6 protein-coding genes and 1 pseudogene are annotated in these 14,222 nt (G+C 76.5%); 2 read left to right on the top strand and 5 right to left on the bottom strand.

The genetic code is table 11. From position 1 onward, the window contains the following. Positions 1-4: 4 nt before the first annotated feature. Together CNX65_RS13575 and CNX65_RS13570 are read right to left on the bottom strand one after the other, a co-directional pair. A complete protein-coding gene (locus CNX65_RS13575; protein WP_096493110.1) occupies positions 5-5,443 on the bottom strand; it encodes a type I polyketide synthase in 5,439 nt (1,812 codons plus the stop codon). Between the two features lie 745 nt (positions 5,444-6,188). After that, positions 6,189-7,709: pseudogene (locus CNX65_RS13570) on the bottom strand (MFS transporter); the annotation flags it as partial. 82 nt (positions 7,710-7,791) lie between these two features. On the opposite strand from CNX65_RS13570, the gene CNX65_RS13565 reads away from it, so the two are divergent. Further along, complete coding sequence (locus tag CNX65_RS13565; protein ID WP_096493108.1) at positions 7,792-8,424, top strand: TetR/AcrR family transcriptional regulator; 633 nt, start codon at positions 7,792-7,794, stop codon at positions 8,422-8,424. 379 nt (positions 8,425-8,803) lie between these two features. Continuing rightward, entirely contained in the window at positions 8,804-9,643 is an 840-nt protein-coding gene (locus CNX65_RS13560) for a thioesterase II family protein (RefSeq protein ID WP_096493107.1), read from the top strand. A 113-nt stretch (positions 9,644-9,756) separates the two neighbouring features. Here CNX65_RS13560 and CNX65_RS13555 read toward each other — a convergent pair whose 3' ends face one another. The 3 genes from CNX65_RS13555 to CNX65_RS35310 form a co-directional block, all read right to left on the bottom strand. Further along, positions 9,757-10,023: a hypothetical protein gene (locus tag CNX65_RS13555; protein ID WP_157767629.1), complete on the bottom strand. Its 267-nt coding sequence runs from the start codon at positions 10,021-10,023 to the stop codon at positions 9,757-9,759. Positions 10,024-10,052: 29 nt separating this feature from the next. After that, positions 10,053-10,784 carry an ATP-binding cassette domain-containing protein gene (locus tag CNX65_RS13550; protein ID WP_096493106.1) on the bottom strand — a complete coding sequence of 244 codons (732 nt, stop codon included), beginning with the start codon at positions 10,782-10,784 and terminating at the stop codon, positions 10,053-10,055. A 501-nt stretch (positions 10,785-11,285) separates the two neighbouring features. Next, positions 11,286-14,063 (bottom strand): hypothetical protein, encoded by a 2,778-nt coding sequence (locus tag CNX65_RS35310; RefSeq protein WP_157767628.1) that lies wholly within the window; start codon positions 14,061-14,063, stop codon positions 11,286-11,288. Positions 14,064-14,222: the final 159 nt, after the last annotated feature.

Here is a 14,222-nt window from a genome sequence, read left to right as displayed (position 1 = left end):
GAGGTCAGGAGATGCCGAGTTCGTTGTCGAGCACCGCGAACAGCTCCTCGTCGGTGGCCTCGCCGAGGTCGTGCCCCGCGTCCTCGGTTCGGCCGCGCGCGTCGTGCCAGGTGCGCAGCAGCGCCTCCAGGCGGGCGGTGACCCTGGCCGCGTCCTCGTCGGCGACCGAGGCGAGCGCGGCCTCCAGCCGGTCGGCCTCGGCGAGGACGGACCGCGCGTGGTCCTCCTCCACGACGAGCTGGCCCAGCAGCTCGCGGGCGAGCGCCTGCGGCGAGGGGTGGTCGAAGACCGCGGTGGCGGGCAGCCGCAGCCCGGTGGCCGCGCCGAGGAGGTTGCGCAGCTCGACGGCGGCCAGCGAGTCGAAGCCCAGTTCCTTGAACGCCCTGGTGGGCGTGACCTCCTCGACCCCGGCGTGGCCGAGGACGGAGGCGGCGTGGGCGCGCACCAGGTCGAGCAGGAGCTGCTCGCGCTCGACGGCGGGCAGCCCGGCGAGGCGGTCGGCCAGCGGTCGGGCGTCCGCGCCGGACGCGGTGAGGGCGGCGCGCCGGGCCGGGACCCGGACCAGGCCGCGCAGCACGGCGGGCAGGTCGTCCACGCGGGCCCGCAGCGCCATCAGGTCCACCCGCATCGGCACGAGCGCGGCCTCACCGGTGGCGAGCGCGGCGTCGAACAGGGCGAGGCCCTCGGCGGGCGGCAGCGCGGGCATCCCGAGCCGCTCCATGCGGCGCAGGTCCGCGTCGTCCAGGTCGGCGCCCATGCCGCTGCCCGCCCACAGGCCGAACGCGAGCGAGGTCGCGGGCAGGTCGTGGGCGCGGCGGTGCTCGGCCAGGGCGTCCAGGAACGCGTTGGCGGCGGCGTAGTTGGCCTGCCCGGCGCCCGCGACCACGGCCGCCGAGGAGGAGATGAGCACGAACGCGGCCAGGCCCTCGGTGAGCCGGTGCAGGTTCCAGGCCGAGTCGACCTTGGCGCGCAGCACCGCGTCGACCTGCTCGGGGGCCAGGTCGGCGAGGAGGGCGTTGTCGACGACGCCCGCGGCGTGCACGACGGCGGTGAGCGGGTGCTCGGCCGGGACCGCGGCGAGCAGCGCGGTGAGCGCGTCGGCGTCGGAGGCGTCGCAGGCGGCGATGGCGACCTGCGCGCCCCGGTTCTCCAGCTCGGCCTTGAGCTCGGCCGCGCCGGGCGCGCCGAGGCCCCGGCGGCTGGTGAGCAGCAGGTGGGTGACGCCGTGCTCGGTGACCAGGTGGCGGGCCAGGAGGCCGCCGAGGCCGCCGGTGCCGCCGGTGATCAGGACGGTGCCGTCCGGCCGCCAGGTGGAGGCGGTGGTCTCGGGCAGCACGGCGCGGTGCAGGCGCGGCACCAGGACCTTGCCGTCGTGCAGGGCCAGCTCGGGCTCGCCGGTGCCGATGGCGGCGGGCAGCAGGTCCTCGGAGCCGGGTTCGACGTCGACGACGGTGAAGCGGCCGGGGTTCTCCGCCTGCGCGGCGCGCAGCAGGCCCCACAGGGGGGCGCGGGTCGGGTCGGCGGGGACGGCCGCGCGGGTCAGCACCACCAGGTGCGAGCCGGTGAGGCGGTCGTCGGCGAGCCAATCGGTGAGCAGCGCGAGCGCGGCGTGGGTGGACTCGCGGACCTCGGCGGGGACGTCGGTGGGGTCGCTCGCGGGCGCGATCGGGGCGAGCACGACCTCCGGCGGCGGGGCCCCGCCGTCCAGGTGGGCGCGCAGCGCGGCCAGGTCGGCGTGCGCGGTCGCGGTGGTGGTGGGCCACTGCCCCAGCACGGCCCAGTCCTCGGCGGTCGGCACCGGCACCGCGCCTGCCCTGGCGGGCGTCCAGCGCAGCCGGAACAGCGACTCGTGGTAGCCGCGACCGGCGGTGCCGCCGAGCTGCTCGGCGGAGACCGGGCGCACGACGAGCTGCGCGATGGTGGCGACCGGCGCGCCCTGGCCGTCCGCGACCGCCACGGAGAGCTGGTCGGGGCCGGTCTGGGTGATGTGGACGCGCAGCTCGGTGGCGCCCTGCGCGTGCAGGGTGACGCCGTTCCAGGCGAACGGGAGCGGGGTGCGCTCCTCGGAGCCGTCCGCGAGGTTGGCGTGCAGCGCGGCGTCGAGCAGGGCCGGGTGCAGGCCGAAGCGGGCGGCGTCGGCGTGCGCGGTCTCGGGCAGCACGGCGTGGGCGAACAGCTCGCCGTCCGCCCGCCGCCACAGCGCGCGCAGGCCCCGGAAGACCTCGCCGTAGCCGTAGCCGTTGTCCGCCAGGCGCGGGTAGAACCCTTCCAGGTCAACGGCTTCCGCGCCCTCCGGCGGCCACGCGGTCAGCTGCTCGGGCGCGCTGTCGCGGGCGGTGCCGAGCAGGCCGGAGGCGTGCCGGGTCCACTCCTCGCCGGGCTGGGCGCCCTCGGGGCGCGAGTGGATCGCCAGGGTGCGGCGGCCGTGCTCGTCGGGGGCGTCGGCGGTGACCCGCAGCGCCAGCGCGCCGGTCTCGGGCAGCGGCAGCGGCGCTTCGAGGGTCAGCTCCTCCACCAGGTCGCAGCCGACCTGGTCGCCCGCGCGGACGGCCAGCTCGACCAGGCCGGTGCCGGGGACGATCGGGGTGCCGTGCACGGCGTGGTCGGCCAGCCAGGCGTGGGTGCTCGCGGAGAGCCTGCCGGTGAGCACGACGCCGTCGCTGGCGGGGGTCTCCACGACCGCCGTCAGCAGCGGGTGCTCCCCGCCCTGCAGGCCGAACGAGGTGGCGTCGCCGGACGGGCCGTCGGACTCCAGCCAGTAGCGCTTGCGCTGGAACGCGTAGGTGGGCAGGTCGACGCGCTGCCCGCCGCGCCCGGCGTGGAAGGCCGCCCAGTCCACGTCGACGCCGTGCGCGAACGCGGCGGCGAGGCCGGTGGTGAGGGCGACGACCTCGTCGCGGCCCCGGCGCTGGGTGGCGACGGCCGCGCCGCGCTCGACCATGCCGGTGAGCACGCCGTCCGGGCCGACCTCCACGAACCGGGTGACGCCGTGCCCGGCCAGGTGCTCCAGGCAGGCGTGGAAGCGCACGGTGTCGCGGACGTGGGAGACCCAGTACTCGGTGGTGGCGACGGCGTCGGTGGCCGGGCCGCCGGTCGAGGTGGAGGCGAACGGGATGAGGGGCTCGTGGAAGGAGACCTTGTCGGCGATGCGGCGGAACTCCTCCAGCATCGGCTCCATGAGCGGCGAGTGGAAGGCGTGCGAGACGCGCAACCGCTTGGTGCGCCTGCCGTCCAGCGCGGCGGCGACCTGGTCGACGGCGGCCTCGGCCCCGGAGACGACCACGGCGGTGGGGCCGTTGACGGCGGCCAGGCCGACCTGGTCGGTCAGCAGGGGCAGGACCTCCGCCTCGGTGGCCTCGACGGCGAGCATCGCGCCGCCGGGCGGCAGCGCCTGCATCAACCGGCCGCGCGCCACGACCAGCGCGCAGGCGTCCTCCAGGGAGAACACGCCCGCGACGTGCGCCGCGGCGATCTCGCCGATGGAGTGCCCGGCGACGAAGTCCGGGGTGACGCCCCAGGACTGGAGCAACCGGAACAGCGCGACCTCGAACGCGAACAGCGCGGGCTGGCTGAAACCGGTGCGGTCCAGGACCTCCTGGTCCTCGCCGAGCACCACGTCCGCCAGCGAGACCTCCAGCTCGCGGTCCAGCAGCGCGCACGCGGCGTCGAACGCCTCGCGGAACACCGGGAACGCCGCGCGCAGCTCGCGGCCCATGCCGACCCGCTGGGAGCCCTGGCCGGTGAACAGGAACGCGGTGCGGCCCTTGTCCGCGACGCCGCGCACCGAGCCCGGCGCGCCCTCGACGAGGGCGGCGGCGAGGTCCTCGGCGGTGCGGCCGACGACGGCGAAGCGGTGCTCCAGGTGGGCGCGGGTGGTGGCCAGCGAGAAGGACACGTCGACCGGGTCGAGCCCTTGCACGGCGCCGCGGAGCCTGCGGACCTGGGCCGCCAGCGCCTCGGGCGTGCGGGCGGACAGCACCCACGGCACGACGTCGGTCTCCACGCGCGGCAGCTCGGCCTCGGCGCCCGCCTCGGCGGGGTCGGCGGCGGTCTCCGCGACCGGCGCGGGGGCCTGCTCCAGCACGACGTGCGAGTTGGTGCCGCTGATGCCGAACGAGGACACGCCCGCGCGGCGCGGACGGCCGGTCTCCGGCCACGGCGTGGCCTCCAGCGGCAGCCGGACCGACCCGGCGGTCCAGTCCACGTGCGTGGTGGGGGCGCTCACGTGCAGCGTCCTGGGCACGGTGCCGTGCCGCATGGCCATCACCACCTTGATGACGCCCGCGACGCCGGCGGCGGCCTGGGTGTGGCCGAGGTTCGACTTGATCGACCCGAGCAGCAGGGGGTGCTCGCGGTCCTGGCCGTAGGTGGCGAGCACGGCCTGCGCCTCGATCGGGTCGCCGAGGGAGGTGCCGGTGCCGTGCGCCTCCACGACGTCCACGTGCTCGGCGGACAGCCCGGCGTTGGCCAGCGCGGCGCGGATGACGCGCTGCTGCGAGGGGCCGTTGGGGGCGGTCAGGCCGCTGGACGCGCCGTCCTGGTTGACGGCGGTGCCGCGCACGACGGCGAGCACCCGGTGGCCGTTGCGGCGGGCGTCGGACAGCCGCTCCAGCACGAGCACGCCCGCGCCCTCGGACCAGCCGGTGCCGTCGGCGTCGTCGGAGAACGGCTTGCAGCGCCCGTCGGGGGCGAGGCCGCGCTGGCGGGAGAAGTCCACGAACGTCTCGGGCGAGGGCATCACGGTCACGCCACCGGCGAGCGCGAGCGAGCACTCGTCGCGGCGCAGCGCCTGCACGGCCAGGTGGATCGCCACCAGCGACGAGGAGCACGCGGTGTCCACGGTGACCGCCGGGCCCTCCAGCCCGAGCGCGTAGGCGACGCGGCCGGTGAACACGCTGCCCGCGTTGCCGTTGCCGATGAAGCCCTCGAACTCCTCGGGCACGGTGGTCAGGCGCGAGGTGTACTCGTGGTACATCAGGCCCGCGTAGACGCCGGTGCGGCTGCCCTTGAGCGCGGTGGGGTCGATGCCCGCGTGCTCGAACGCCTCCCACGCGGTCTCCAGCAGCAGGCGCTGCTGCGGGTCCATCGCGGTGGCCTCGCGCGGGGAGATGCCGAAGAACGCGGCGTCGAAGTCGGCGGCGTCGTGCAGGAACCCGCCCGCCATGGCGTAGCTGTGGCCGCGCTTGTCCGGGTCGGGGTCGTAGAGCGAGTCCAGCTCCCAGCCCCGGTCGGTGGGGAACGAGGAGACCGCGTCCACGCCGCCCGCCACCAGGTCCCACAACCGGTCGGGTCCGGTGACCCCGCCGGGGAACCGGCAGCCGATGCCGACGAGGGCGATCGGGTCGTTCTCCCTGCGCTCCACCTCGCGGAGCCTGCGCCGCGCCTCGCGCAGGTCGGCGGTGGCCCGCTTCAGGTAGCCCAGGAGCTTTGCCTCGTTTTCCACGCACGCCTCCAGGACAGTTCCCGCTTCGCGTTCTGACCATTCCGACACGGCGGCCGGGAATCGTCCCGGCTGTCGTTTCTCCGCTTCGCGCCGCACGTCACAGGGCAGGGGTCAGCACCGGGAATTGCTCCCGGAAAGCATTGACCGATCCCGACCGGCACGCACGGCACCTCGGCCCGCTATTGCGCGAACCGCTTTCCACGATGACGCTACGAAAGGCCGGACAGGACGGCCAACCCCTAGCCCGCCCTTAGCTTCCCCCTAGCGGGGTTTGGTCCACCGGGGGTCGTGCGGGGACCCCTGCGCACCCCTCCGGACACCCCTCCGCGCACCCCTCCGGGCACCCCCTGCGGGCCCGTGGAACGACAGGATCCCGGCCACACCAGGGGTGCGACCGGGATCGGGTTGACGGCGGTGGGGAGGGTCAGGTGACGAGCGAGCCCTCGTCGTCCTTCACCGGGCTGACCAGGGCGGCCGGGAGCTCCGGGGCGGGCTGCGGGGCGTCGTGGGCGGGATCGGCCGCGGGGTGCGCGGAGGGCTTCCCAGGGGTCTTCCCGGCGCTCTTCCCAGGGGCCTCGCCCGCGCTCTCGGCGGCGGCCTCCCCGGCGGTCCCGGCCCGCTTCGCGGCGTCGGCCCCCTCCTCGGCGCTCCCCCCTGCGACAGGGGTCCCGGCGTCGCCGTCGGGATCGACCTCGGGGGTGGCGTCGGCGGCGGCCTCGGTCGCCGCCTCCACGGCGGCGTCGGGCGCGGGGCCGGGGCGGGGGACCTTGGCCAGCAGGGCCGCGGCGACGAAGGTGGTGAGCAGCAGCACCCCGGCCACCGACCAGGCCGAGACCTGCACCTCGTGGGTGAACGCGGTCCTGGCGGCCAGGCCCAGCGCGTCGCCGGTGGCGGCGGGCAGCGCGGCGGCGACCTCCACGGCCGAGCCGAGCGTCTCCTTGGCGGTGGTCAGCACGTCCGGGGACACCCCGGCCGGGCTCAGCTCGGTGAGCTCGGAGCGGTAGACGAACGCGCCGAGGCTGCCGAGCACCGCGACGCCGAGCGCGCCGCCGAACTGGCTGCCCGTCTCGGACAGCCCGGACGCGGCGCCCGCGCGCTCCTGCGGCGCGGTGGTGACGACCAGCTCCGCGGTCAGGGTCAGCACCATCGCCAGGCCCATGGCGCTGAGCGACTGGCCGACGACGGCCTGCGCGAGCCCGTCCTCCACCCGCACCTGCGACATCACGACGGAACCGCCGACGCCCAGCAGCAGGCCGAGCGCGACCACCCGCGAGTAGCGCAGCTTCGCGACGAGGACCGGGGCGAACAGGGCCGCGCCGAGCGCGCCGGTGAACGCCTGCGGCAGCGACCACAGCCCGGCCTCGAACGGTTCCAGCCCGAGCACCAGCTGGAGGTACTGGCTGGTGAAGAACATGAAGCCGATCATGGCGAAGTTGGCGAGCACGTTGGTGGCCAGCGCCGCCGAGAACGCGGCCTTGCGGAACAGGCTCACGTCGAGCATCGGGTCGTCGGTCTTGTTCTGGCGCACCAGGAACACCGGCAGCAGCACCAGGCCGAGCGCGATGCCCGCGAAGGGCTGCCAGCCTGCCCCGCGCTCCGCGAGCTCCTTGATGCCCCAGATGACCGGGAGCACGGCGGCGAACAGCAGCGCGGAGCTGAGGAGGTCGAACCTGCCCGCGCCGGGGTTGCGGTACTCGGGCAGCAGCAGCGGGGCCGCGATGACGAGCACCAGCATGATGGGGACGTTGACCAGGAAGACCGTGCCCCAGTGGAAGCTCTGGAGCAGCACGCCGCCGAGCAGCAGGCCGAGCGCGCCACCGGCGGAGAAGCCGGTGGCCCACAGGCCGATCGCGGCGCGGCGCTGCTGGGCGTCCTGGAACATGGTGCGGATCAACGACATCGTGGAGGGCATGAGGGTCGCGCCCGCGACGCCCATGAGGGCGCGGGTGCCGATGAGCAGCTCCGGGGAGCTGGCGTAGGCGGACAGCGCCGAGGCCACTCCGAACGCGACGGCTCCGACGATCAGCAGCTTGCGCCTGCCGATCCGGTCGCCGAGGGTGCCCATGGGGATCAGCAGTCCGGCGAGGACGAACGCGTAGATGTCCGTGATCCACAGGAGTTGGCTGCTGGACGGGCCTAACTCGACGCTGATGAAGGGCAGCGCGTAGGACAGCACGGTCATGTCCATGCTGATGATGAGGGTGACGAGGACGAGGACGGCCAGCCCCCACCACTCGCGCTTGCCCGCACGTGGGCCAGGAGTCATGGTCGCAACGCTACACCGGGATCTATACGCTTGTATATGACGATCGTATGAATGATCACTCGTGGTCGGGTAGGATCATGAGGTGGGCCACCGTGACCAGCTCCTCGACGGGGCGAAGAAGTGCCTGTACGAACGCGGTTACTCGAACACGACGGCGCGCGACATCGTCGCGGCGTCGAACACGAACCTGGCGTCGATCGGATACCACTTCGGCTCCAAGGAGGCCCTGCTCAGCGCCGCGCTGGTCTCGGCGTTCCAGGAGTGGGGCAACGAGCTGGACCGGGTCATGGCGGAGGTCGGCTCGGACCTGACGGTCGCGGGCAGGCTGGAGACCATGTGGGCGGGCGTGCTGAAGTCCTTCACCACGCACCGGCCGCTGTGGGTGGCGGGCATCGAGGCGTTCTCGCTGGCGGAGCGGATGCCCGAGCTGCGGGAGATGCTGGCGTCCGCCTACCGGCGCGCCCGCCCGTCGCTGGGGCAGCTGACCCTGGCGGGCACGGGCGCGGAGGAGCGCACCCGCCTCGCGGCGGGCTCGTTCCTGCTGGCGGTGATGACCGGGCTGACCGTGCAGAGCCTGCTGGACCCGGAGGCGGTGCCCGAGTCGGGGGACCTCATCACCGCCGTGCGCGCCGTCTTCGAGCGCTTCGACGTGCAGCTCGCCCCGGAGGACGACCCGCTGGCCCAGCCAGGGGGCGCCGCGGCGGGCTCCGAGTAGGAGGGGGCGGGAGCCTGCTCCGGGGCGCGGCGGGCTCCGGGGTGCGAGCCCTGGGGTGCGGTCTCTGGGGTGCGGCAAGGGTGCGCTAGGGGTTGTCGCGGGGGCGCGGCGCGGGGAGCTTCAGGGGCACCTCGATCGGCCGGATCACCACCCGGCCGAACGAACCCCGGCCGAACCACCCCTGCCCGAACGATCCCGGTGGACCGGGCCGAGTCCGGGTGGGACGCGCTCGACCGGACACGCCCGGTCGCCCGCGCACGCCGAGCGGTTCGGGTGGGACGCGCCCGACCGGACACCCGGTCGCCCGCTCCCGGCCGGACCCGCCCGGTGGGCCGAGGCCGACCGGACGACCCCGCCGCCCCACAGCCGAGGAGTGCCCGTGCCAGCGACCCGAAGCCCCCTGACCGGGCGGCGCAGCGCGGACCGGGGCGCGGCCCCGTCCGGCTCGTCGCCGTCCAGCGCGTCCCGCGCGAGCGCGCCCACCACGAGCGGCCTGTGGTTGCGCCGGTTCCAGCGGACCGAGGACGCGCCCGTGCGCCTGGTCTGCTTCCCGCACGCGGGTGGTTCCGCGACCTACTTCCTGTCCGCGGCCCGCGCGCACGCCCCGGCCACCGACGTGCTGACCGTGCAGTACCCCGGCCGCCAGGACCGCAGGGCCGAGCGCCCGCTGGAGTCGATCCCCGCGCTGGCGGAGCGGATCACCGAGGAGCTGCTGCCGCTGGTCGACCGCCCGGTGGCCCTGTTCGGGCACAGCATGGGCGCGACGGTGGCGTTCGAGGTGGCCCTCAGGCTGCAGGAGCGGGGCGCGCCGCCGGTGGAGCTGTTCGCCTCGGGCAGGCGGTCGCCGCAGACGCACCGGGGCGAGTCGCTGCACCTGCGCGACGACGCGGTGCTCCTGGCGGAGCTGGTGTCGTTGGGCGGCACCGACTTCCGGCTGATCGACGACGAGGTGCTGCGCGCGGCCCTGCCCGCGCTGCGCGCCGACTACAAGGCCGTGGAGACCTACACCTGCGACGGGGTCCCGGTGCTGGACCTGCCGATCACGGCGCTGGTCGGCGACGCGGACCCGAAGGTGGACCTGGCCGAGGCGCGCGCCTGGGAGCGGCACACCTCGGCGGGTTTCGCGCTGGAGGTCTTCACCGGCGGGCACTTCTACCTGGCCGAGCACGCGGGCGCCGTGCACGCCCTGCTCGCCGAGCGGCTGGACCGGCACCGCTAGGGCGCGGGGGTGGCGCGCCACCTCGGGCGCGCCGCTCGCCCACCGCTCCGGCCCGCGCGCGCCGGGCCCACCGCGTGGGTCCGCTCGGGCCCGCGCGCCTCGGTCCACGCGCCTCAGTCCACTTTCGCCAGCCCCACCGAGCACAGGTGGGCGGCCCACCGGCGCAGGTCGGCCAGCGTCGCCGAGGGCGCGACGTCCCACCGCTGGGCGAGCCCGTCGGCCGCCCGCTCGACGTCGCCGCCGTGCCGCCACAGCTCGATCCACATCCCCGTCTCCTCGGCCGCGAACAGGAACGACGCCCCGGTCGCGGGCACGGCCAGCAGGAGCCTGCCCTCGGGGTCCACCTTCGTTACCACCGGATTGGCCAGTCGCACGTGCACTCGTCTCCCCGATCAGTGACGCCGGAGCGTCAGCGGAAGGCCCTGGGAGCAGCGCTCAGGCTCCCGGACCGCAGTGCGAGGTGGGTGTCGCACCAGTCCTCCAGCGCCGCCCGGTCGCGCGCGGCGCACAGCACCCCGCCACCGGCGGCGGCGAACTCGCGCAGGACCGCGCGGACCACCTCGGACTCCCAGCCGTCGACCCCGGTGAAGGGGTCGTCCAGCACCAGCAGCGCCCGTCCGCCGAGCAGGGCGGCGGCGAGCCGCAGCAGGACCTGCTGCCCGGTCGTGCACTCGGCGGCCTGCACGTGGGCGACGTCGCCGAGCTCGCAGGCGGCCAGCAGCACGCCCGCCTCCCGCTCGGCCTCGCCCCGCGAGGCCCCGGAGCGGAGCGCGCAGCAGACCAGGACGTCGAAGCAGGAGAGCCGGTCGGCCACGGGCACCCGGTCGGGCACCAGCCCGACGCCGGACCTGGCGAGGCCGCAGTCCTCCCAGGGGTCGCGCCCGAACAGGCTGACCCGCCCCTCGTCCGGGGGCAGCAGCGCGGCGGCGACGGACGCGAGCACGGTCTTGCCCGCCCCCCGCGCGCCGGCGACGCCGACCAGCTCGCCGGGACGCACCCGCAGCTCGGCCCCGCGCAGCACGACCTCGTCGCCGAACTGCTTGGTGACCTGGGACAGGCGGACCAGCGCGCCCGTCTTCAGCGCGGCGCGGACCACACCGGTGGCGACCGGAAGCCGGGCGCCCGAGACAGTCGAAACCATGAACCCTCCCTGTGGACGCCTCCCACGCTAGAAGCGCTCGGGGGCGGGCGACATGGCTCTACGACCACAGCGGGGGTGGGGATAAACCGACCTCCGTTCGGGAAGCCGGCTACTCTCGGCTCATGCCCGTCCGGCACCTCTGTGGAAGGGCTAACTCCAACGAGTGAGTCCCTGGGTGGCTTGGCCGAACGCCGGGTGCCCCACTCACCGACGAGCCCCCGGACCTGCGCTTCCAGTCGGGACGCGACCCGCCCGGAACACCCGCCCGAAGATCACCGGGTCGGGGTAGCGCACCGCCGCCGCGCGGCCGTCGGACGTCCCCGGAAGCGTGATCGTCACGGTGCGGAGTCGGATTCCAGGTCACCGGGCGCGCCTTCCCCGTCTCACCCCAGAGCAAACACCCGGTCAGCCGCTCCCGGAAAGCGCTTCGCTTCGGGGTCCCCCGGCCACCGGCGCCCGCAGCGCCTCCCCGCGCGCCCGCCGCGCCCGACAGCGCCCCCCTCACCACCCCGTGTGCACGTGCCCCGCCCACCGCAGCGGCAGGTCCGGTTGGGCCGCGCGGTGCTCGCGCACCACCGCGTGCAGCGCCCGCGCCGCCGCCCCGCTCGCCGCGCCCGGCCCCGGACCGCCGGAACCGCCCGCAGCCGGACCACCCGCCACCGCCGCCGCCCGGTGCGCCGACTCCACCACCTCGGTGGCCACCACCGCGTCCACCGGCCACAGCGCCCCCACCGCCCACTCCGCGCCCCCGGCCCTCCCGGCGGGCACGTACGACGACACCACCCGGTCCAGCGCCGACTCCCCGCCCGGCACCCCCGCCGCGTGCAGCGGCAGCCGCGCCAGCCCGCCCACCGGCCGCCACCACAACCGGGGCAGCTCGCGCCCGTGCGGCCCGAGCGCGTCCAGCACCGGCCGCGCCACCGCCGTCCACAGCCACGCCAGCACCGCCTCCGCCGCCCGCTGCGACTCGGTGTCCTCCCCCTCCACCGCCGCCGCCAGCTGCTCCCCGCGCGCCACCAGCTCCGCGTGCGCCAACCCCGGCAGCACCAGCGCCACCACCGCCCGCCCCGGCCGCGCCAGCAGCGCCCGCCCGCCGGTCGGCCCGCAGAAGACGTGCGCCACGGGCCCCGGCACCACCGGCGGCGCCTCCGCGCCCACCAGCGCGTCCCCGACCAGCTCCACCAGCTCCACGGCCCGCTCCGGCCGTCCGCACGCCAGCGCCGCCGCCCCGGCGACCGCCGCGAAACCCCCGTGCCCCACCGCCTGCGCCGTCGCGTCCTCGCGGGCCAGGTCCAGCGCGGCCAGCAGCGGCAGCTGCCCCACGGCCCCCTCCACCAGCTCCAGCGCCCGCTCCGACTGCCCCAGCGCGACCCGCGCCCCGGCCGCCACCACCGCTGCCGCGAACCGGGTCGGCGGGGCCGCGCCCCCGGTGTCCTCCAGGGCTTCCAGCGCCTCCACGAGCAGCTCCGGCACGTCCGCGCGGGCGGCGAGCGCCAGCGCCGCCACGCCGAACCGGTACCGCGAGCGGGCCGCCGACAGCTCGTCCGCCGGTTCCGCCAGCGCCCGGCGCAGCGAGTCGACGGACTCCTCCAGCGCCACCCGGTCGCCGCTGCGCTGGAAGTCCGCGAACCTGGCGCCCCCCAACGCCGACAGCACCCACGCCCGCCCGAGCCCGTCGCCCGCCGCCCCAGCACCCACCGCACCGGCACCCACCGCACCGCCACCGACAGCCAGGGCGCCCCCGGCCCCCGACACCGCCTGCGCCACCACCCGCTCGTCCTCGGGCAGCGCGTGCACCCGGTCCAGCGCCACCGCCAGCGCCCCCGCGCGCGAGGTGTGCCGCACGTGCCACTCCGGGGTGGCCGCCACCGCCTCCCGCCCGGCCGCGACCGCCTCGCCGAGCGCCCGCGCGTCTCCGGTGCGCTCGTGCAGCCCGGTCAGCGCCGCGCACAGCAGCGCCCACGACTCGGCCCGGTGCCGCTCGGGCGCGACCCGCGCCGACTCCCGGCACAGCGCCGCCGCCTCGCGCAGCAGCGCGGTGTCCCCGCTCCAGTCCGCGAGCACCATGAGAGCGCTTCCCGCCTGCGCCAGCGCGACCCCGCGCTGCAGGTGGTCGGGCGCCCGCTCGGCCGCGAGCCGCCCGTCGTCGGTGGCCGCCCGCAGCAGCTCCGGGTCGCCGGTGCGCACCGCCAGCAGCCGCCGCGACGTCACGTAGTTGATCATCCGTCCGGGCAGCCGCACGTGCCCGTCCGGGGTCGACGCCACCGCGTCGTGGTCCAGGTCGACCGCCTCGCGCAGCGCCTCCAGGTCACCGGTCGCCGCGAACCGCGCCCGCAGCGCGTCCGCCAGCCCCGCCAGCAGGTCCGGGTCGTCCGCCGCCCCCAGCTCCAGCGCCGCCCGCGCGTTCCCCTCGGCCTCCGCCAGCGCGTCGACGTCCCCGGTCAGCTCCGCCAGCACCCGCTGCCGCTCGGCCGCGCCCGCCAGCGCCGCCACCCGGTCCGGCCCCTCGGGCGCCACCTCCAGCGCCGAGCGCGCCGCCCGCGCCGACTCGCGCAGCGGCGTCAGGTCGCCGGTCGCCTCGAACAGGGCGCCCAGCGCGGCGTGCAGGGCGGTCAGCGCCCGCGCCGACTCGGCCGCGTCCCCGGCCGAGGCGACCCCCGCCCGCGCCGCGCCCGCGGCCTCCCGCAGCAGCGCCGGGTCGCCGGTGGCCGCGTGCAGCATCCGCAGCGCGGTGCTGTGCGCGGTCGCGATCACCGCCCGCCGGGGGTCCTCGCGCGGGGTGGACGCCAGCGCCGCCCTGGACAGCTCGACCGCCTTCTGCAGGGTCTGCCCGCTGCCGGACGCGGTGAACGCCTCCAGCAGCGCGGCGCTCTCGGCGGCGAACGTCCCGGCCTGGTCGCGCGCGTTCGCCACCGGCCCGGACAGCGGCGGCGGCGCGGGCCTGCGCACCGGCCGCCTGCGCGGCACCCCCAGGCGCGCCAGCAGGTCCAGCACCGACGGGGGCAGCGTCTCCGGGGCGTCGCGCGCCACCGGCAGCAGCAGCGCCACGGCCTTGCGCAGCTCGCGGCGGCTGCGCCTGGCCTCGGCGCGCAGCCAGTGGTAGAGCCCCAGCACCCGCCGGGCCTCCCGGTCGCCGAGCAGGTCCGGCTCGGCGAGGCGGCGCAGCCTGCGCGCGGCGAGCCTGGTCCGGCGCTCCAGCAGCTCGTCGGTGAACTCCAGGTCCAGCGCGTCCCGGACCACCCCGCCCAGGAAGTCCAGCGCCCGATCACGTTCCCCCATCGTGACCCCCTTCGCCCAGCCCCCACCCTCGTCACCGCGCGTGGGAATCACGTTACTGAAAGCCGCCACCCCCGTGCGGGTTTTCCGCGGGGCGACCGCCACCAGGGCCGGGGGACCTCCCCGCGCCGGGCCCGAGGTCCCGCTCCGGACACCCCCTGA

It is taken from the genome of Actinosynnema pretiosum (assembly GCF_002354875.1).
Taxonomy (GTDB): Bacteria; Actinomycetota; Actinomycetes; order Mycobacteriales; family Pseudonocardiaceae; genus Actinosynnema; species Actinosynnema auranticum.
The sequence above is the reverse complement of the archived record's forward strand: the minus strand, read 5'-3'. Positions and strand labels throughout refer to the sequence as shown.